Source organism: Mesorhizobium sp. M7A.F.Ca.CA.002.15.2.1, assembly GCF_003998715.1.
Classification (GTDB): Bacteria; Pseudomonadota; Alphaproteobacteria; order Rhizobiales; family Rhizobiaceae; genus Mesorhizobium; species Mesorhizobium ciceri.
The window spans coordinates 1-19169 of the sequence record NZ_RZPI01000030.1 but is presented as its reverse complement, the minus strand read 5'-3'; the positions used below and the strand labels follow the sequence as shown (position 1 = coordinate 19169).

16 protein-coding genes and 3 pseudogenes are annotated in these 19169 nt (G+C 63.9%); 9 read left to right on the top strand and 10 right to left on the bottom strand.

The window, feature by feature from the left end; all coding sequences use genetic code 11:
- Positions 1-254 (bottom strand): annotated as a pseudogene (locus tag ENZ74_RS03725) (peptidase); the annotation flags it as partial.
- A 21-nt stretch (positions 255-275) separates the two neighbouring features.
- A complete protein-coding gene (locus tag ENZ74_RS03720; RefSeq protein WP_013528293.1) occupies positions 276-1193 on the bottom strand; it encodes a 3-keto-5-aminohexanoate cleavage protein in 918 nt (305 codons plus the stop codon).
- Positions 1194-1270: 77 nt separating this feature from the next.
- Here ENZ74_RS03720 and ENZ74_RS03715 point away from each other — a divergent pair, with 77 nt between their 5' ends.
- The gene (locus tag ENZ74_RS03715) at positions 1271-2251 is read left to right on the top strand and encodes a GlxA family transcriptional regulator (RefSeq protein WP_024501969.1); all 981 of its coding nucleotides are present in this window, start codon (positions 1271-1273) and stop codon (positions 2249-2251) included.
- Between the two features lie 11 nt (positions 2252-2262).
- Here the strand turns inward: ENZ74_RS03715 and ENZ74_RS03710 are convergent, their stop codons facing one another.
- From ENZ74_RS03710 to xylA, 3 genes are all read right to left on the bottom strand, one after another.
- A complete protein-coding gene (locus tag ENZ74_RS03710; protein WP_013528291.1) occupies positions 2263-2472 on the bottom strand; it encodes a hypothetical protein in 210 nt (69 codons plus the stop codon).
- Positions 2473-2732: 260 nt separating this feature from the next.
- Complete coding sequence (locus ENZ74_RS03705) at positions 2733-3209, bottom strand: N-acetyltransferase (RefSeq protein WP_063169800.1); 477 nt, start codon at positions 3207-3209, stop codon at positions 2733-2735.
- 236 nt (positions 3210-3445) lie between these two features.
- Positions 3446-4771 (bottom strand): xylose isomerase, encoded by a 1326-nt coding sequence (gene xylA, locus ENZ74_RS03700; protein WP_027161006.1) that lies wholly within the window; start codon positions 4769-4771, stop codon positions 3446-3448.
- 112 nt (positions 4772-4883) lie between these two features.
- Between xylA and ENZ74_RS03695 the strand changes: the two genes are divergently transcribed.
- A complete protein-coding gene (locus ENZ74_RS03695) occupies positions 4884-5246 on the top strand; it encodes a nuclear transport factor 2 family protein (RefSeq protein WP_063169801.1) in 363 nt (120 codons plus the stop codon).
- A 32-nt stretch (positions 5247-5278) separates the two neighbouring features.
- On the opposite strand, the gene xylB is transcribed toward ENZ74_RS03695, so the two are convergent.
- Positions 5279-6733, bottom strand: coding sequence for a xylulokinase (gene xylB / locus ENZ74_RS03690; protein ID WP_063169802.1), 1455 nt, complete (start codon positions 6731-6733; stop codon positions 5279-5281).
- Between the two features lie 82 nt (positions 6734-6815).
- Positions 6816-8138 (bottom strand): tetratricopeptide repeat protein, encoded by a 1323-nt coding sequence (locus ENZ74_RS03685; RefSeq protein WP_063169803.1) that lies wholly within the window; start codon positions 8136-8138, stop codon positions 6816-6818.
- A gap of 224 nt (positions 8139-8362) precedes the next feature.
- Between ENZ74_RS03685 and ENZ74_RS03680 the strand changes: the two are divergent.
- Positions 8363-11153: pseudogene (locus tag ENZ74_RS03680) on the top strand (autotransporter outer membrane beta-barrel domain-containing protein).
- A 19-nt stretch (positions 11154-11172) separates the two neighbouring features.
- Here ENZ74_RS03680 and ENZ74_RS03675 read toward each other — a convergent pair.
- Positions 11173-11796: a LysE family translocator gene (locus tag ENZ74_RS03675; RefSeq protein WP_023761181.1), complete on the bottom strand. Its 624-nt coding sequence runs from the start codon at positions 11794-11796 to the stop codon at positions 11173-11175.
- A 96-nt stretch (positions 11797-11892) separates the two neighbouring features.
- A complete protein-coding gene (locus tag ENZ74_RS35655) occupies positions 11893-12015 on the bottom strand; it encodes a hypothetical protein (protein ID WP_013528283.1) in 123 nt (40 codons plus the stop codon).
- A gap of 238 nt (positions 12016-12253) precedes the next feature.
- Between ENZ74_RS35655 and ENZ74_RS03665 the strand changes: the two genes are divergently transcribed.
- From ENZ74_RS03665 to ENZ74_RS03640, 6 genes are all read left to right on the top strand, one after another.
- On the top strand, positions 12254-13021 hold the full coding sequence (locus ENZ74_RS03665) for a L,D-transpeptidase (protein ID WP_024501964.1): 768 nt from the start codon (positions 12254-12256) through the stop codon (positions 13019-13021).
- A 100-nt stretch (positions 13022-13121) separates the two neighbouring features.
- Positions 13122-14288: a diphosphate--fructose-6-phosphate 1-phosphotransferase gene (locus ENZ74_RS03660; RefSeq protein WP_013528281.1), complete on the top strand. Its 1167-nt coding sequence runs from the start codon at positions 13122-13124 to the stop codon at positions 14286-14288.
- Between the two features lie 53 nt (positions 14289-14341).
- A complete protein-coding gene (locus ENZ74_RS03655; RefSeq protein WP_063170437.1) occupies positions 14342-15061 on the top strand; it encodes an MBL fold metallo-hydrolase in 720 nt (239 codons plus the stop codon).
- 245 nt (positions 15062-15306) lie between these two features.
- Entirely contained in the window at positions 15307-16827 is a 1521-nt protein-coding gene (locus ENZ74_RS03650; RefSeq protein WP_063169804.1) for a DegQ family serine endoprotease, read from the top strand.
- 148 nt (positions 16828-16975) lie between these two features.
- On the top strand, positions 16976-17587 hold the full coding sequence (locus ENZ74_RS03645) for a molybdopterin-dependent oxidoreductase (protein ID WP_063170438.1): 612 nt from the start codon (positions 16976-16978) through the stop codon (positions 17585-17587).
- A complete protein-coding gene (locus tag ENZ74_RS03640) occupies positions 17584-18330 on the top strand; it encodes an FAD-binding oxidoreductase (RefSeq protein WP_013528277.1) in 747 nt (248 codons plus the stop codon). Before ENZ74_RS03645 ends, ENZ74_RS03640 begins: the two co-directional genes overlap by 4 nt.
- Positions 18331-18370: 40 nt before the next feature.
- Here the strand turns inward: ENZ74_RS03640 and ENZ74_RS03635 are convergent.
- Positions 18371-19169 (bottom strand): annotated as a pseudogene (locus ENZ74_RS03635) (hypothetical protein); the annotation flags it as partial.

Below are 19169 nucleotides of genomic sequence, written 5' to 3'. Positions count from 1 at the left end.
ATGTCGCCGATGTCGTGCAGCAGCGCGCAAGCGATCCAGTCGGTGTCTGCGCCGTCGCGCCAGGCACGTGTCGCTGCCTGCAGCGAATGGCCGAGCCGGGTGATCTTGTAGCCGGAAAGACCCGCGTCGAGCTGCACCAGCGCGTCGAGCAGCCGCTCGCCGGTCCTGGCCGCATAGTCGATTTCATGCGCGGTCAGGAACTCGTAGTCGTCCCGGTCGCCATCCTTCATCGCGGTGAATTTTACGGTAGTCATGCCGACCCTCCCGACGAATAATTATGCCGCGATCGGCGCCCGCTTGGTGAGGTTGAGCTTCTGCCGTACCTCTTCCGGTCCAAGGATTCTGGCGCCGAGATTGGTGACGATGCTGGCGGCGCGCTCGACCAGCTGTGCATTGGTGGCCAGCACGCCCTTGTCGAGCCACAGATTGTCCTCCAGCCCGACGCGGACATTGCCGCCGGCCAGCACCGCCGCCGCGGCATAAGCCATCTGGTTGCGGCCGATGGCGAAGGCCGACCAGTTCCAGGTCGACGGCACATTGTTGACCATGGCCATGAAGGTGTTGAGATCATCAGGCGCACCCCACGGCACGCCCATGCAAAGCTGCACCAGCGCATCCGGGTTGAGCACCTTTTCCTCGACCAGTTGCTTGGCGAACCACAGATGGCCGGTGTCGAAAGCCTCGATCTCCGGCTTGACGCCGAGCGCCGTCATCATGCCGCCCATGGCGCGCAGCATGCCGGGCGTGTTGGTCATGACATAGTCGGCCTCGGCGAAATTCATGGTGCCGCAGTCGAGTGTGCAGATTTCCGGCAGGCATTGGCGCACATGTTCCATGCGGTTGGTGGCACCGCCCATGTCGGTGCCTTTTTCGTTGAGCGGCAGCGGCGCTTCCGGCGATCCGAACACCATGTCGCCGCCCATGCCGGCGGTCAGGTTCAGGATGACGTCGACTTCTGCCGCGCGGATGCGCTCGGTCACTTCGCGGTAGAGATGTACGTCGCGCCTCGGCCTACCGGTCTCGGGATCGCGCACATGGCAATGCACGATGGCGGCGCCCGCCTTGGCCGCATCGATGGCGGAATCCGCGATCTGCTTGGGCGAGCGCGGCACATGCGGGCTGCGGTCCTGCGACCCGCCGGACCCGGTCACGGCACAGGTAATGAAGACCTCACGGTTCATCGCAAGCGGCATGGAACTCTCCTCCGAAAGAAATAGACCTCAACAATGCCCGACTTGCCGGAAACTGTTTTGCGTTTTACGAAGCTTCCATGACGAAAAGCGAAAAACCAACGATCTTTCGCGCCGAGCGCTCGCCGCTTAGGGTGACGCTGCTGGTATTTTCCGGTTCGTCGATCATGTGCGTCGCATCCGCCGTCGATCCACTGCGCGCGGCCAACCGCATCTCCGGCGAGACCCTGTTCGATTTCAAGCTGGTCTCGGTGACCGGCGAGGCTCCAGTCACCACTTGCGGCCTGCCGGTGGCGGTCGGCGGCCGCTTCGATGCGGGCGAGTCGACCGACGTTCTTGTCGTCGTCGCCGGCTTCGGCACCCAGAACTATGCAACCTCGGCTCTGTTGTCCGGCCTGCGCCGGGCCGCACGGACAGCACGCGCTTGCGGCGGTGTCGAAGCCGGCACCTGGCTGGTGGCGCGCGCCGGCCTGCTGGAAGGACGCAGCGCCACCACCCACTGGGAGGACATGGAGGATTTTTCCTCGGCATTCCCCGGCGTCGATGTCCGCCCTGACCGCTATGTTATCGACGGGCCGGTGTTCACCTCGGGCGGCGCGTCGCCGACCTTCGACCTGATGCTGCATCTCATCCGCACGAGGCTCGGCATGGCCGTCGCGCTCGATGTCGCCAGCGTCTTCATCTACGACCAGGCGCGCGCCGCCACCGACGCACAGCCGCTGGTCTCGCTCGGCCGGCTCGATGGCTATGATCCGCGGCTGGCGCAAGCGATCCGGCTGATGGAAGCGCATGTCGACCAGCCGCTGACCATTGAAGCGGTGGCCAAGCGCGCCGGCGTGACGGCACGGACGCTGGAGAGCATCTTTCGCAAATCGATCGGCGAGACACCGGGCGCCTATTATCTCAGGCTGCGCCTGGGCGCCGCGCGCCGGCTGGTGGTCGATACAAGGATCGCCATGGCCGATATTGCCGGGCGGACCGGATTCTCATCCGCCGCGGCGTTTTCAAGAGCGTTTTCAAGGGCTTTCGGCGAAGCGCCGGTCAGGCTGCGCCGGGGCTGACTATGATAGAATCAGGCAGCGTTCTGACGGTCGCTGCCGCCGTCGATCTGCGAGCGCATTTGCTTGGCAAGATGGGTCTCGAAACGGCTGGCCACAGCGCGATCCCATTCGTTCGAGCGGCGCGTGCCGTCCTTCGGATGCGGCATTGCCATCAGCCGGTCGATGATCGATCCAGCCTCGCCAGGTGAGAGCAGGGCGTCGATTTCACGTTCGTTCTGCATATCGGTTCGCCTCCTTCTTCCTCTCCCGCCACGAGCCACTCTTATACGAGATTCGTGACGGCAGTTTGAAGGCAAGAGCGAGGTCATTGAAGGGCGTCGAAGGGCAAAACCATGTCGCTGGACCGGGCCATGCGCAAAGCTGTTCCTGCGCCCAGGCAGGTCAGGTCAACGAGAAATCTATTGTTGGATTGCGCAATTCCCAAGGCAAAGCGCTGTACGCTTTTCCCGGGGAAACCGGTACCCACTTTTCCTGGAATTGCTCAAAGCCGCTTTTCGAACAGCACCGTGGTGAAGCCACTGTCCCATTCGTCATCGGGATAGCGGCTTTTCTCGATATAGCCGACCGCTTTGTAGAGTGCTTGTGCGGGCAGGTTGAACGTGTCGGTCTCCAGCCGCGCCTGCGCCAATCCGGCCGCACTGACCGCCTGTTCGGCATGGGAAAGCAGCTTGCGGCCGACACCTTGGCCTTGACGGGATGCCATCACGTGCAGGGCCTCGATGAAATCCGCGCGCCAATGGATCAAGCCGGCGACCTCGCCATCGATCTCGGCAATGGCGAATTCAGGCCAGCTCTGGTCGACATAGCGCCCGCCAATATCCGTCTCGACATAGCGTTGCGCGGCTGCTTCGGTGATGTTCGGCAGCCAGGTGCCTTCGAAGGTTTCCTGCAGCACCTGCTTCAGCGCCGGAATATCGCTCGCCTGCGCAGGGCGCACGATGATTCGATCCTCTGCCATTTCCGTCTCCTGCCAATGCATGTCGCCCAAAGTGCACAGCGGTTTGGGACGACGACATGCCGCCGCACGGGCCCTCTTTCGGTGACACGTGTAGCGTCCTGGTCCCACGCAGGCTGCCGAAGATCTGTGCGATCCTCGGCAGCTTGTCGCGAAGTGGGCTGACTAGCAGATGGCGATGGCGGCGGCTTTCAGCCAGTGGCGCCGGATGTCGGTCCAAAGATGAAGCGGCGCTCGCCCTACACGTAGCGGTTGACGATGTTTTCCAGCAGTTCCTGGCGGCCGGACCTCGGCTGCGGCTCGATCTTCTTCTTGACGACACGCTCGGCGATATCCTCAAGCGTGCGCTTGCCGGCAAGCATCGCCTTGCCCTCGGCCGTGTTCCAGCCGGCATAGCGTTCGGCCAGCGGCGCCGACAGTGCCTTGTCCTCGACCATGCGCGCCGCGGCTTTCAGGCCGCGAGCGCAAGAGTCCATGCCGCCGATATGGCCGATCAGCAGGTCCTGCGGATCGAGCGACTGGCGGCGCAGCTTGGCGTCGAAATTGGTGCCGCCGGTCTTGAAGCCGCCAGCCTGCAGGACTTGGTAGTAGGCCAGTGCCATTTCCGGCACGTTGTTGGGGAACTGGTCGGTGTCCCAGCCCGACTGGTAGTCGTTGCGGTTCATATCGATCGAACCGAAAATGCCGAGCGCATTGGCCAGAGCCAGTTCGTGCTCGAAGGAATGGCCGGCCAGGATGGCGTGGCCCTGCTCGATATTGACCTTGACCTCCTTCTCCAGCCCGAAGCGCTTGAGGAAGCCGTAGACCGTGGCGACATCGTAATCGTACTGATGCTTGGTTGGCTCCTGCGGCTTCGGCTCGATCAGGATCGTGCCCTTGAAGCCGATCTTGTGCTTGTAGTCGACGACCATGCTGAGGAACCGGCCGGCCTGTTCCTGCTCGCGCGCAAGGTCGGTGTTGAGCAGGGTCTCATAGCCTTCGCGCCCGCCCCACAGCACGTAGTTTTCGCCCTTCAACCGCTTGGTGACGTCGATACAGCTTTTTACCGTCGCCGCCGCATAGGCAAAGACATCCGGATCGGGATTGGTGGCCGCGCCCGACATGAAGCGGCGGTTGGAGAACAGATTGGCGGTGCCCCAAAGCAGCTTGACGCCGGTCTGCTTCATCTTGCCCGCGAAGTAGTCGGCGATCTCATCGAGGCGCGCCGCACTCTCGGAAAAATCCTTGCCTTCCGGCCGTACATCGGCGTCGTGGAAGCAGAAGTAGGGCGCGCCGAGCAACGAGAACATCTCGAAGGCGACGTCTGCTTTCAGTTTTGCCAGCTCCATCGTGTCGACGCCGCCGGCCTTGGGAAACCACGGCCGGTCGAAAGTCTGGCCGCCGAACGGATCGCCACCCGGCCAGGCAAAGGAGTGCCAGTAGGCAACGGCGAAGCGCAGATGATCTTCCAGCCGCTTGCCGGCGACGACCTCATCGGGATTGTAGAACCTATAGGCCAGCGGATTGGTCGAATCCGGCCCTTCATATTTGATCTTCTGGATGTCGCCGAAAAATCCACTGCTCATGATTTCTGTCCTCTCACAAAGTTCTGACGCCATTACCTCAGGCGTAATTGGTTTCACGCCGGCGCTGGTTGAAAAGGGTCATGTCAAAGCCACCAAACGAAGGAGACAGACCATGACCGACCTCACCAAGATCGCTGAAAACTACATCACCGCCTGGAACGAAAGCGATGCCGGCCGCCGGGCCGAATTGCTCAAGGCGACCTTCACGGAAGACGTCAGCTACCGCGATCCGCTCATGCAGGGTGATGGCCATGAAGGCGTCGCGGCTCTGATCGACGGCGTGCAGCAGCGCTTTGCCGGTTTCCGGTTCTCGCTGAAGGGTACGCCGGACGGTTTTGCCGACAAGATCCGCTTCTCGTGGAATCTCGGACCTGAGGGGACGCCTTCGGTGATCGAAGGTACCGACATCGGAATCATCGAGAACGGCCGCCTCAAGAGCGTCACCGGTTTTCTCGACAAGGTGCCGGCGCAGTGAGCCGGACAGCCGCGGCGTGGGCGAAAGATCGCTCACGCCGTGGCGACCCTGATTGCCGGATAAAGCGCCCGGTAGCGCTGATAGGCATCGGCATAGGCGCCGCCGAGCGCCGCATCCGGTTCGATAGTTGCGTCCGTCCTCGGGGCCGTACAGATTTCGAGCGGATCGGCACCCGTCGCCGCGATCAGGCCGAGCCGCGCGGCACCAAAGGCGGCGCCGAAGTCGCCGTCGGCAGGAATGTCGACAGGCAGTTGAAGCGCGGTGGCAATCGCCTTCAACCAGTAGCGTGAGCGCGAACCGCCGCCGATCGCCGTCACCCGCGTCAAGGCTGTGCCGGCCGTGGCCAGCGCTTCGAGGCTGTCGCGAAAGGCAAAGGCTACACCCTCCAGCACGGCCTGGGTCAGCACGGCACGGCTCGATTGATGCGCCAGTCCGGTGAACGCGCCGCGAATGGCGGAATCATTGTAGGGCGTGCGCTCACCCGAGAGGTATGGCAGGAAGGACACGCCGCTCGGCGCCTTCAATGTGTCGCCGAGCTCAGTGGTCAACTCGCCGGCGCTCTTCCCGGTGATTTCCGACAGCCAGTTGAGCGAATCGGTTGCCGACAGGATGACCCCCATCTGGTGCCAGGTGTTCGGAAGCGCGTGGCAGAAGGTGTGAACCGCGCTAGCCGGGTTGGGCAGGTAGGAAGCGTTGGCGGCAAACAGCACACCCGACGTGCCGAGCGAAACAAAAGCGTGGCCGGCGCCAACCGTGCCCATGCCGCAGGCCGAGGCCGCGTTGTCGCCGGCGCCACCGGCGATCGGAATGCCGGCCTGGACGCCCCACTTCGATGCCAATTCGCTGCGCAATGCGCCTGCCTTCTGCGTACCCTCGACCAGCGACGGCATCTGCTTTTCATCGAGCGATGTCGCCGCGAGCAAATCCGCACTCCAGCGCCGCTTGCCGACATCGAGCCAGGACGTGCCGGCAGAATCCGACATTTCCGAAATGTGCTCGCCCGAAAGCCAGAGCCGCAGGAAATCCTTGGGCAGCAGCACTTTTGCGACCTTGGCGAAGACAGCGGGCTCGTTTTTCTTCACCCAGGCCAGTTTCGGCGCGGTGAAACCGGGAAAGACGATGTTGCCGGTCAGGGCGCGGAAACGCGGATCGGCATCGAGGACGGCGGCCTCGGCATGGCTGCGCGTGTCGTTCCACAGGATGCAGGGGCGCAGCACCTTGTCGGCGGCGTCAAGCAGCGTGGCGCCATGCATCTGGCCGGACAGGCCAATGCCCTTGACTGCCGCGAGTTCATGCGGATGGGAGGATTTGAGCTCGGCGATTGCGTCTTCGCAGGCCCGGATCCAGTGCTCGGGATTCTGTTCCGACCAGCCGGGGTGCGGCCGTGAAACATCAAGCGAACCATGGCCGGAACCGATGACGGTTTGCCCGGCATCGATCAGCAGCGCCTTGACGCCCGACGTCCCGAGATCGAGGCCCAGATACATGTCTTCCTCCCACGCCAGTTAATTTTTTCGGGTCTCGAAAAAATCTGGCTTGGCCAGTTTTTAAAACAAGATCCGCTTCGGGTCAATTCTCCGACAAATCGGCGGCGCGTCGCACAAACAGCGCTGACAGCGGACTGTCGGGCCGCGCCATCGAACGCTCCGCCGTGAGCGCCTTGGCCAGCGCACCCTCACCGGCGCGCAAGGCCGCCTCGATCAGCGTCAGGTCGATGACGTCGCGCTGGGCGTGGCTGCCACCGAAACGATGTGCGATCGCGCGGATCGGCCGGATCAGGCGCGCGGTCTCGGCGTAGCTGCCCTCACCGAATGCCTTGATGGCGAGCGTCAGCGGATGGCCGACATCCCGCGTGAAAGCCGCATTGTCGTCGCTGCCACGCATGGCCTCGCGCTGAGCCTCGAGCAAGGCGAGGGCCGGCGCATCTAACCCGGCACCCACGAAGGCCATCATCGCGTGGGCGTCGTTGAAGGCATAAAGACCCGCTCCCGCCTTGCCCCAGTTGGCGGCGAGTGCCGCCCAGCGGTCGCCGACATCGACGCCGCCGAGGTGGAGCCGCCACAGGATTGCCGAGGCATCGACCATGTTGAGCGCCATCGTCGATTGCACGCTGTAGATAGGGCCGTCATAGAGGGCCAGCACCGCGTCGGTCTCGCCGAGATCATAGTGGAACAGCGCCAGGTGCCACCAATTGTGGACCTGCAGGAAGCTCTCCCGTGTCCACGCTTCCGGATTGGCGCGCATCCAGGCAATGCCATCCCTTTGCCGGCTTTGCATCTCCATGACATGGGCGACGGCGTGCTGCGCCCAGCCGTCGCGCGGCTCGATGTCGACTGCCTCGCGGCCAAGCTGCTCGGCCCTGACATAGTCACCCATTTCCTCCAGCCCGAAAGCCTGCATGCCGAGCATGGCGTGGTAGCCGGGCATGCCGCTTTGCCACGAAGGCAGGGCACGAGCGATGCGGTCGCGCAGCATGCGGGCATTGCCGGTGAAGAAATCGATCTGGTGGCCGACCTGCAGCGCCAGCCCGTCGCGCGGGGTCTCGATGGTGATGTCCTCGAGAACGCGGCTGGCCTCATGCCAGCGCCCGCTGGCGAGATGGCCAAGGGCCGAGACATGCGCCCGCTCGCGCGTGGTCGCGGCAAGCGGCAGTGCGGCCTCGTGGCAAGCCTTGGCCACGGCCGTCGCCTCCCGCTCGGTGGCGAGGCCGAACAGATATCCCTTGAAGACATGGGCCATGACGAAGCCGGGATCTTCCGCGATGGCGCGGTCGACGGAAGCTACGGGATCGCCGATGAAGCACTGCAGTTCACGCACTGCCTGGCTGTAAGGCGTGAATCCCGCCTCCGTCGCGCCCGAAAGTGCCAGGCCGAATGCGTCCCTGATTGCCATGCGATGTCCTTTATCGACCCGTGACAGGCCCTTGATCCTTCGGCCCAAAGCGATCCTAAAGCATAGGCCACGGACACGCCAACCGTGCGCTACGCCAGACCTTTCAGTAGTCTTTGCAGTTTAGCAACCATGCGGGGCAGATTAGGCTTTGTAAAATTGAATGAATTGTGTCTTCATTGCGGCGGCTGGCGGGGGCTGGAAATCGCGAATCGAGAGGGGACGCGATGCGGCATGTGAAGAACTCGCTTCCGAACAGTCGTTCGGCGGATGCGCAGGTGACAATTGCTTCGCAACGGCGAAAGCCGCATCCGTTACATCCGTGGCTTATTAGCATCCTCTCAACTACAGCTTTTGCGTTGCTGCCCAACTCCGCCGCGTTTGCCGCATGCGTGCTGGCTCCATCCGCCGGAAACACCGTCTACACCTGTGACAGCGGCGACTCAGCCGGCAGCCTCACCGATCTCGACGGCGACAACACGCTGAATTTTCCCGCCGGCGGCACCGGGCAGATATCAGGCAATGTGACCTTTGGCGTCGGCACGGACCGGCATCGACATGCAGTCAGGCACCATAACCGGCACCGTCGATCAGGGTGGCGGCACGGATTTCTTCAAAATTGGCGCGGGCACCGTCACCGGCAATGTCCAGCAGGGCGCCGGCATCGACGACTTCAACATGAGCGGCGGCCAGATCGGCTCGCTCAACCAGGGCGACGGCCTCGACACCTTCACCATGACCGGCGGACGCATCGTCGATTTCTTCGACGATGGCGACCACGCCGTGATGACCGGTGGCCGCATCGGCCGGGTCAACATGAAGCTCGATCAGAACTATTTCAACATGTCAGGCGGCACCATCGACCGCAACCTCGTCACTGGCTTCGACAAGGACACGATCATCCTGTCGGGCGGCACCATCGGCGGCAACATCAGCGTCAGCGGCGGCAATGACAGCGTCACGGTCACCGGCGGCACGGTCGGTGGCGATATACTGATGAGCTTTGGCGCCGACAATTTCGTCTGGAACGGTGGCGGCATCATCTATGGTTCCGTCGATCTCGGCGGCGATAACGACACCGCCAGGCTCAGCAACCTCACCAACGCCAATCTCGGTGCCACGGATGCCATATCAGGTGGTGCCGGCACCGATGCGCTGACCCTGGACAACGTCAAACTGGATGGCGTCAGCCGGCTCCAGAACTGGGAAAGCATCGACGCCACCAATGACACCCAGCTGACGATGGACAGCAATCTGGTGCTCGGCGACAGCGGCACCGGCACGGGTTCGCTCAGTGTCGATGCCGCAAGCACGCTCTACGGCGGCGGCTTCAATGCGGCGATCCAGGCGTTTACGGCAGGCCAGCTGGCGCAGGTCACCAATGCCGGGCGCATCGACCTGACCAATGGCAGCACCGGCGCCACCGACAGCCTGACGATTTCGGGCAATTATGTCGGCCTGGGTGGCCTGCTGCTTATCCAGACCGAGCTCGGTGACGATTCCTCCGCATCCGACAAGTTGGTCCTGTCGAGCGGAACGGCTTCCGGTTCGACCGGCATCTCCGTGGTCAATCTCGGCGGCGCGGGGGCTGCGACCACGCAGGACGGCATCATGGTCATCCAGGCAATCAACGGCGCCACCTCGGGCGCCACGACATTCGCGCTCGACGCCCCGGTCGCCGCCGGGGCCTTTGAATATTATCTGTTCAAGGGCGGCGTCAGCGCCGGCAGCGAGGAGAACTGGTACCTGCGCTCGACGCTGAACACGCCGGCCCCCCCGGCCGCAGCCCCCCCGGCGCTGGAGCCTGCTCCGCCGCCGGCACCTGAGCCGCCGGCGGCCGAACCGCCGCCGCCGCCGCCCATCGACCCTGCGCCGCCGCCTCCGCCGGAATCCACCCCCGGCGATCCCGATCCGGTTGATCCGGCGCCGCCGGTCGTGCCGACCGATCCGCCGCCCGCGACACCACCGGCACCACCACCGGCACCAGTGGCGGATCCGCCCCCGCCACCGCCGGTGGTGCCAACTGAGGTGCCCGACCTGCCGACACCGGCGGCGGGCGAGGAAATCCTGCTCTATCGCCTCGAGGTTCCGGTCTATTCGGCCTTGCCGCCGGTCGCCGAACATCTGGCGATGACGACGCTCGGCACATTCCACGAACGGCGCGGCGAGCAGAGCCTGTTGTCGAACACCGAGCTGTCGCCGGTCTGGGGCCGCATCTTCGGTCAGGACAGCAAGATGGCCTATTCAGGAACGGTATCGCCGTCCTTTGACGGCACCCTGTTCGGCCTCCAGGCGGGCTTCGATCTGTTCGGCCGCGAAACCGCGTCGGGCCAGACCGATCGCGCCGGCCTGTTCGTCGCCTATGCCAGCATGAATGGCGACGTGCGCGGCCAGGCGCTGGGCAGGGACAATCTGTCCGTCGGCAGCATGGATATCAACGGCACCAGTATCGGCGGCTACTGGACCCGGATCGGTCAGGGTGGCTGGTACCTGGACGGCGTCCTCACGGCCACCTTCTTCGGCGGCAACGCAACATCGTCGCGCGACATTGGCATCGACGTCGGCGGGACCGGCGTCACCGCTTCGCTGGAAGGCGGCTATCCCATCGCGCTGGCGCAAGGCTGGACGCTTGAACCGCAGGCGCAACTGGTCTGGCAGCAATTGTCGCTCGACGATGCGTCGGACCGCTTTGCTTCGGTTTCCTTCGATACGGACGGCAGCGTGACCGGCCGGCTCGGCGCACGGCTGCAAGGCGAAACAGCGATCAATGGCATGGCGCTGCAGCCGTATCTCAAGGCCAACATCTGGCACGATTTCGGCGGCACCAGCCATGTCAATTTCGACACCACCGACATCTCGACCGAGGGCAGATCGACCTCGTTCGAGTTCGGCGGCGGCGTGATTGCCAAGGTGACGGACAAGGTCAGCATCTTCGCCACCGGCGACTACACCACCAATCTCGGTGGCGACAAGCGTCGGATCCTCGAAGGCAATCTGGGCTTCAGCGTCAAATGGTAAGGCCGGTCAAAAAGACAGCTTAATTGCTGGAACGCATCGCCACCGTGGCGATGCCGGCGCCGACCAGCAGCGTACCGCCGGTGCGGTTGAAGATGCGGATCGCCTTGGGATTGCGCACCACGTTGCGTGCGCGTGCCGCGATCAGCGCATAGCCGAAGGCATTGGCGAAGGCGAGCGCCAGGAAGGTCGTCTCGAAGATCAGCATCTGCGTCCAGAAATCGGCGTGCCGGTCGAGGAACTGCGGCAGGAAGGCAACGAAGAACGTGATGCTTTTCGGGTTGAGCGCGGTGACCAGCCAGGCGTGCGCCATCATCTTGGCCGAGGAGACCGCGTCGGTGCGCGGTTCGGCCTTCAACGCGCCGCCGGCGCGAAACAGTTTCACGCCAAGATAGATCAGATAACCGGCGCCGATCAGCTTCAGGATGGTGAAGACGGTCGCCGAGGCCGCCAGCAGCGCGCCGATACCCAGCATCGACAACGTCATCGCAGTGAAATCCCCCAACGCCACGCCGACGGCCATCGGCAGAGCGGTACGCCAGCCCTGGCCCAGCGCATAGGACACGACCAGCAGGATGGTCGGACCTGGAATGATGAGAAGGATCGTCGATGCGGCAGCGAAGGCGGCCCAGTTTTCGAAGGACATGCTCGTCTCCTTTGAGCTTAAAGAAGAGGATAAATCCTTAGGCCCGGGAGAATGTAAAGAGGCGATTTCCCTAACTGCGCCAGCGGCAGATCGGTGTCAGTTCGCGCCGCTCAGCGTGCTCACTATATCGGCCAGGCTGACATTGGCACCGAGAACGGTTGCCGCCGCGACAATGGCAGCGGCAAAAAGCTTGATGTCGGTTTTTAAGGTCTTGCACATGGAGGCCCCTCGCTGATGGTTCGAGGAGTAGGAGACGCCGGCGCCGGGAATATGACTCGACCGAGGTCTTTTTGTGCAGCAGCCTTCGTTCAAGTTCAGGCAAGAAGGTCGAACATCGCCAAGGCCATGCGCAAATGCAGGCTGTGCAAGGTCTTCACGCTTTATCAACCATGAATGAGGAAAATGCCTGCTATCCGGCCGGACCGTGCTTCCCGCCGACAGCGTAGGGTCTGGGTATATGCGTGAGTTGCCGCAAGGTCTGACGCCGCCGCGAAATGGCGACGCAATCGAAACCGATCATCATCTTTCCCGCCGCGCCATCCTGTCCGGGGCAGGGGCGCTTGCGCTGCTGAGCGCCGCCGGTTGCTCGACCTCGGGCGGCGGCCTGCCGGCGCTCGAGCTCGACGACGTCACCACGGGTTCCGTGCGGCCGATCCGGCCAAGCATCAGCGTCGACAAGAACGTCACCAGTCCCGGGGTCATGTATGCCGGGCTGACCGACGGCGGCTTCAACGTTCCGGAAGTGCCATATCTGAAGGTCAAGCCGGAATTCCGCCGCCAGATCGTCGTCGACACGACAGGCGAGGCGCCCGGCACCATCGTCGTCCATCTCAAGGAGCGCATGCTCTATTTGGTCCAGCCGGGCGGCGATGCCATCCGTTATGGCGTCGGCATCGGCAAGGACGGTTTCCGCTGGTCCGGCCGCGCCAACATCCAGTACGGCAGGGAATGGCCGACCTGGACGCCGCCGCCGGAGATGATCGCCCGCAAGCCTGAACTGGTGAAATGGCAGGCCGGACAGCCCGGCGGCCTCACCAATCCGCTCGGCGCGCGTGCCCTCTACATCTACCAGGACGGCAAGGACACCGGCTATCGCATCCACGGTTCGCCCGAATGGTGGAGCATCGGGCAAGCGATGTCGTCGGGCTGCGTGCGCCTGATCAACCAGGACATCATCGACCTCTACAGCCGCGTCTCCAAGAAAAATCCGGTCGTCGTCGTCTGACGCTTATGCGGCGTGTTGGCGCCGCTCGAAACTCCCGTTGCGCGATGCGACAAGACAGGCCAAGGTGCCTTGAAAACCATCGCGCCGGGAGAAATCAAGCATGGCTGGAACGTTTGTCATCGCGCAGGGCGGCGGCCCAACCGCCGTCATCAACCAGACGGTTGTCGGGGCGACGCTGGAGATCCGCAAGCGGCATCCCGGTGCCAAGGTGCTGGGCTCGATCCATGGCGTGCGCGGCATCCGTGACGGCAATTATGTCGACCTTTCCGCCATTCCGGAAGACCGCCTGCGGCTGATTGCCGGCACGCCGAGCGCCGCCCTCGGCTCGACGCGCGACAAGCCCGACGCCGCCTATTGCGATGTCATCCTCAACGGCCTGAAGAAGGCCGGCGCCGACGCCTTCATCTATATCGGCGGCAACGACACGTCGGGTACCCAGCAGATCCTGACCGACGCCGCCGGCGGCTCAATTGCCTTTGTTCATGCGCCAAAAACCATCGACAATGATCTCGAGGAAAACGACCACACGCCGGGCTTTATTTCGGCGGCCGAGTTCGTCGCCGGCGCCTTCCTGTCCGTCGATCTCGATTTTCGCGCGCTGCCCGGCATCTATGTCGGCATCGTCATGGGCCGGCATGCGGGCTTCCTGACCGCGGCTGCCGCTGCCTGGCAGCTCGACCCCGACAGCGGCCCTCATCTCGTCTACGTGCCCGAGCGGCCGTTCTCGGCCGCTGGCTTCATCGACGACGTGCGTGCCACGCTCGATCGCCACAAGCGCTGCATCGTCGCCGTTTCGGAAGGCGTCAGCACCGCCGACGGCAAGGCATTGGTCGAAAGCCTGGTGCCGCCGGACAAGCTTGAGCGCGACGCGCATGGCAACGTCAAGCTGTCGGGCAGCGACCTGCCGGCCGCACTCGAGCGCGCGTTGGCGGAAGGCCTGCCCGGCAAGCGTGCCCGCGTCGACGCGCTCGGCTACATGCCGCGCGGCTATATCGGCGCCATCAGCGCGGTCGACGCGCAGGAGGCTTTCGATGCCGGCGCTTTCGCGGTCACCGTCGCCGAACAGGGCGGCGGCTCGGTGGCGCTGCAATATGACGGCACCAGAACGGTGCTGAAGAAAGTGCCGCTCAAGAACGTCGCCGGCAAGACCCGCCACATGCCTGACGATTTCATGAAGCCCGACGTCAATCAGCTGTCGGATGCCGGCATGGCCTATCTCAAGCGGCTGGTGCCGGAAAAGTACAAGGTCGGGAAGCCCTTCGTCTGATGCCGGGCTCACACCTGATGCCCGGCTCACTTCGTATGCCGGACTCACACTTGATGCCGAGCTGGTTCAGCAGGAGCGTGGTCGACGGCAAGACGACGATGCTGACCGAGCCCTTCGTGCATGCCTATGTTCGGGCCAATATCTGGCATCTGCGCGGTCGCGATGCCGACCTGCTCGTCGACACCGGTATGGGCATCTGTCCGCTGGCGCCGCAGATCGAGACGCCGCAGGGCAAGCCGTTGCTGGTCGTTGCCACCCACATCCATCTCGACCACGTCGGCTCGCTGCATGAATTCCCGTTGCGGGCCGGGCCAAGAATGAGCGCGGCTCGGTTCGAGACCATGGATGAGGCCGCGACTTACGCCTACATGTTCCACGACCTCGAGGGTGCCGTCTCGAAACTGCCGGCGTCCGGATGGAAGTCGGCCGACTACAGGATCCCGCCCGCGCCGTTGACGCGAACCCTGGACGAGGGCGATGTCGTCGATCTTGGCGACCGGCAATTTCGCGTGCTGCATTTGCCGGGCCATTCACCGGATTCGATCGCGCTGTTCGACGAGGCCGACGGACTGTTCTTCAGCGGCGATGCCATCTACGACGCCATGCTGATAGACGACCTGCCGGATTCCGACCGGGCCGCCTATATCAGTACGATGCGGCGCCTGCTCGACCTGCCGATCCGTATCGGTCATGGAGGACACGGACCGAGCTTCGACGGCAAGCGCATGCGCGAGATTGCTACGGCCTATCTCGGACGAATCGCCGGTGGCTGAGGCTCCAGCGAGGCAGCAAGGCGCGACCCGACGACTTTGTGACCCTGCCGCCGTGCGGATATTAAATCTTCGTAAGGTCGCCCGAAAACCCTAAATCGGGCCAATCCGCGCCCTAGATGCAAGGCCGTCGATCCGGTTGGCTGCCATGTAGGCGAGACGGGCAATTGCAACCTCGACACGCCGATGACCGATTTCCCGCATGGGAGGCCACGGCGCTGGATCAACTCTCGCCCGGACAAACGACCATGTCAGATATCCTTCGTAGGCATCGCGTCGCGGCCTTGCTGGGCGCTGCGCTGATCATATCCCCCTTCGTCATGTCTTTCGCCCAAAGCGCGGGCAACACCGTTCCGACGACCCAGACACCTGTTGCCGGCATCACTGCGCCCAATGGCTCGTTCGCACCCATCGTTGCCGCCGACAAGCCGGCGGTGGTGACGGTCACCACGGTCATGAAGGCACAGCCTGAAACGATGAGCGATGCCTCTCCTTTCGACGGCGGCTCGCCTTTCGACGACTATTTCCGCCAGTTCTTCGGTGACCAGGGCATGCCGACGCCCAAGACGCCGCCGCAACAGCAACCGCAGCGCGCCGAGGCGCTGGGTTCCGGCTTCATCGTCGCCTCCGACGGCACCATCGTCACCAACAATCACGTCATCGATGGGGCCTCTTCGATCAAGGTGACGCTCGACGACGGCACCGAACTTCCGGCCAAGCTCATCGGCCGCGATGCCAAGAACGATCTCGCCGTGCTGAAGATCAAGTCGGACAAACCCCTGCCGACCGTCAAATGGGGCGATTCCGACAAGCTTATGCCAGGCGACCAGGTGCTGGCCTTCGGCAACCCGTTCGGCATCGGCACCACCGTCACGGCAGGTATCGTCTCGGCGCGCGGCCGTGACCTGCATAGCGGGCCGTTCGACGATTTCATCCAGATCGACGCGCCGATCAACCACGGCAATTCCGGCGGCCCGCTGGTGGATGTCGCGGGCAATGTCGTCGGCATCAACACGGCGATCTATTCGCCCAATGGCGGCAGCGTCGGCGTCGGCTTTGCCATTCCGTCGGACCAGGCCCAGAAGGTGGTGGCCAAGCTGATGAAGGGCGGCTCCATCCAGTACGGCTATCTCGGCGTTCAGATCCAGGAGGTGACACCGGATGTCGCGAGCGCCATCGGGCTCGACCATCCCGGCGGCGCGCTGGTTTCAGAGGTCAATGACGGCTCGCCGGCGGCCAAGGCCGGCATCGAGACGGGCGACGTCATCACCAGCTTTGCCGGGCAGGACGTGAAGGACCCCAAGGACCTGTCGCGGGCGGTCGCCGATGTCGCGCCGGGCGCCATGGAAACGGTCGACGTCTGGCGCAAAGGCAAGCCGATGCGGATTTCCGTCGATGTCGGCCAGAACAGCGCCGATGCGAAGACCGCGTCGCTGGATGACGGGTCCGACACGCCCAGCGCCGGGCGCGCTCCGGCGATAGGGCTCGGCTTGATGGATATAACGCCCGACATTCGCCAGCAGATGAACCTAGCCGGCAAGCAGCACGGCGCGGTGGTTGCCAGCGTCAATCCCGACAAAGCCGCCGCCGCTTCCGGAATACAGGCCGGCGACATCATCGTTGCCGTCAATCAGGTGCCGGTTAAGAACGCCAGGCAGGTAACCCAGGCAATCGCGCAAGCCGGCAAGTCTGGCCGCAAGTCGGTGCTGTTGCTGGTCGAGCGTGGCGACGCTCAGATCTACATCGCGGTGCCTTTTGCCAATGGCTGAGTAATGGCCTTGACGTGAACGGGACCGGCAGGGTTCGTCGGCGACGATCCCCTCCGGCCTCCGGCCGTCAAGATTTTGGTTGCCCGCCACGACATCTTCGAGAACATTGCATCAGGCTGATGTCGGCCCGATGCAGGAGATTGCCGCGATGGTCACCCGAGGTTTCTCTTCAGGACGGCGCCCGCCAACCGATGACGATGCCCGCATCCCGCCCGGCCAATATCTGGAACAGGGTTTTCCGGTGCTGTCGGCCGGTCCGACGCCGCGCGTGCGCACCGAGGATTGGTTTTTCACGCTGAAACATGGGCCACGGCCGATCAAGAAATGGAACTGGGCCGAGTTCAACGCGCTGCCGCTGACCAAGATGACGCGCGATATCCATTGCGTGACCGCATGGACCAAGTTCGACACGCCGTGGCAGGGCGTGCTGGTCGACGATATCCTTGCCGACGCGGGTGTGGAGCCGCCGACCGGCTTCACGCTGGCGCACGCGTTCGACGGTTACACCACCAATGTGCCGGTCAAGGATCTCACCGCCGGCAAGGCCATGGTCGCGCTGCTCTACGAAGGCAAGCCGATCACGCCGGATCATGGCGGCCCGGCAAGGCTGCTGGTGCCGCATCTCTATTTCTGGAAGTCGGCCAAATGGCTGAACGGCCTGCAATTCACCTCGCGCGACGAGCCCGGTTTCTGGGAATTGCGCGGCTACCATATCTATGGCGACCCATGGCGCGAGCAACGCTACACGAACGATCCATGAGCGATACGGCGGCAGTGCAGTCGCCCTGGCAAACAGCCGGCATCGTCCGCATCGAAAAGCGCACGCCGCGTGTCACCAGCTTCTTTTTTCAGCCGTCTCGGCCCTTCGCCTATCGCGCCGGGCAGCATGTCGACGTCAGGCTGACGGCGCCGGACGGCTATCAGGCGCGCCGCTCCTATTCCATCGCCTCCGCGCCCGAAACGAATGGCGCAATCGAACTGGCGATCGAAAAACTCGACGATGGCGAGGTTTCGCCCTTCTTCCACGAGGTCGCGGCAATTGGCGACGAAATCGAACTGCGCGGGCCGCTTGGCGGGCATTTCGTCTGGCCGAAGGATGAGAGTGGGCCGCTTGTGATGGTCGGCGGCGGTTCGGGCGTCGTGCCCTTGATGTCGATGATCCGCCACCGCGCCGCACGGAATTCAGCGGTGCCCGTCGTCCTGGTCTTTTCGGTCCGGGTCTGGGACGAAGTGATCTTTCGTGACGAGCTGATCGCCCTCGACGAGCGTCAGGACGGCTTCGAGCTGGTGCTGACACTGACCCGCGAAGCCGCACGCCGCCCGGCCGACTATGCGCGGCGGGTGGACGTCGCGATGATGGCGCAAGCCATGGCGCGGCTGCCCGAGCCGCCCGGTCTCGCCTTCGTCTGCGGCTCCAATGCCTTCGTTTCCGCGGCAGCCCAGGCGCTGATCGATGCCGGCGTTGCAGCCGAAATCATCCGCACCGAACGCTACGGAGTTTGAGCGGACGCCGCCTTGCGAGAAAGGTTCGTCGGATTCGCCTTCAGCCGATCGGCAAGAAACCCGCCGACAGCAACTGGAAAGGCAAGGCGCCATAGGCGGCCACCGTGGCCGCGTCGTTCCACTCGCGAAACTGTCGCGATGGTCGCGCCTCGAGCGTCAAGGCAACTCGCGCGCCGTCGAGCGTCACCTTGCCGCGAAAATGCAGCACGCGTTCCCTGCCGGATCGGCTGATAGCCACGGCACGCAGGCGAGCGATATGCTCGCCACCGTCATTGATCTCCATTTCGATGCGGCGCCGGACCGGCGGAACGCCGATCCTGACGGTGATGTCGAGCATCATGTCGCCGGTCGTTTGCGGACAGGCGATGGCCTGCGAAAACACCAGAGGCTCCGATGCGGCTTGCGGCTTGCCCGCGGCCGGTCTCCCGCGCCAGGGTTTGGCGGGCGGCTCCTGCTGCAACCGGCCCTTCTTCCGCTTCAGGCGCAACTGCTTGGCAAGGCCGCGCGACAGCCAGACCAGGCCGCCGAAATCCGTGCGCGGCTTGGCTTGCAGAACCGACGACCAACGCGACAGGCCAGCCCGGTCGGCCATCTCGAAGATTCTGGCCATTGTCCGTTCCGGCACCGGAATGCCGATCTCGAACGCCAGATAGGATAACGCCACCGCCGCTGGAACCGCCAGGCCGCGTCTTCCGACGATGTCGAGGAACATCCCCCAATCGACGTCTTCGGCATGGATGGCGACCGCGCAGTCGACAAGCCAGTCGCTGTGGGTGTGGGCGTCGAGGCCGCCATGGGCGATGGCCAGTGCCATGCGATCGGCCGGCGATGGCACGAAG

What these genes read in the sequence shown, in the direction of transcription:
- ENZ74_RS03720 (WP_013528293.1), bottom strand. Translation starts at nt 1,193, where the DNA reads ATGCCGCTTGCGATGAACCGTGAGGTCTTCATTACCTGTGCCGTGACC.
- ENZ74_RS03715 (WP_024501969.1), top strand. Translation starts at nt 1,271, where the DNA reads ATGACGAAAAGCGAAAAACCAACGATCTTTCGCGCCGAGCGCTCGCCG.
- ENZ74_RS03710 (WP_013528291.1), bottom strand. Translation starts at nt 2,472, where the DNA reads ATGCAGAACGAACGTGAAATCGACGCCCTGCTCTCACCTGGCGAGGCT.
- ENZ74_RS03705 (WP_063169800.1), bottom strand. Translation starts at nt 3,209, where the DNA reads ATGGCAGAGGATCGAATCATCGTGCGCCCTGCGCAGGCGAGCGATATT.
- xylA (WP_027161006.1), bottom strand. Translation starts at nt 4,771, where the DNA reads ATGAGCAGTGGATTTTTCGGCGACATCCAGAAGATCAAATATGAAGGG.
- ENZ74_RS03695 (WP_063169801.1), top strand. Translation starts at nt 4,884, where the DNA reads ATGACCGACCTCACCAAGATCGCTGAAAACTACATCACCGCCTGGAAC.
- xylB (WP_063169802.1), bottom strand. Translation starts at nt 6,733, where the DNA reads ATGTATCTGGGCCTCGATCTCGGGACGTCGGGCGTCAAGGCGCTGCTG.
- ENZ74_RS03685 (WP_063169803.1), bottom strand. Translation starts at nt 8,138, where the DNA reads ATGGCAATCAGGGACGCATTCGGCCTGGCACTTTCGGGCGCGACGGAG.
- ENZ74_RS03675 (WP_023761181.1), bottom strand. Translation starts at nt 11,796, where the DNA reads ATGTCCTTCGAAAACTGGGCCGCCTTCGCTGCCGCATCGACGATCCTT.
- ENZ74_RS35655 (WP_013528283.1), bottom strand. Translation starts at nt 12,015, where the DNA reads ATGTGCAAGACCTTAAAAACCGACATCAAGCTTTTTGCCGCTGCCATT.
- ENZ74_RS03665 (WP_024501964.1), top strand. Translation starts at nt 12,254, where the DNA reads ATGCGTGAGTTGCCGCAAGGTCTGACGCCGCCGCGAAATGGCGACGCA.
- ENZ74_RS03660 (WP_013528281.1), top strand. Translation starts at nt 13,122, where the DNA reads ATGGCTGGAACGTTTGTCATCGCGCAGGGCGGCGGCCCAACCGCCGTC.
- ENZ74_RS03655 (WP_063170437.1), top strand. Translation starts at nt 14,342, where the DNA reads ATGCCGAGCTGGTTCAGCAGGAGCGTGGTCGACGGCAAGACGACGATG.
- ENZ74_RS03650 (WP_063169804.1), top strand. Translation starts at nt 15,307, where the DNA reads ATGTCAGATATCCTTCGTAGGCATCGCGTCGCGGCCTTGCTGGGCGCT.
- ENZ74_RS03645 (WP_063170438.1), top strand. Translation starts at nt 16,976, where the DNA reads ATGGTCACCCGAGGTTTCTCTTCAGGACGGCGCCCGCCAACCGATGAC.
- ENZ74_RS03640 (WP_013528277.1), top strand. Translation starts at nt 17,584, where the DNA reads ATGAGCGATACGGCGGCAGTGCAGTCGCCCTGGCAAACAGCCGGCATC.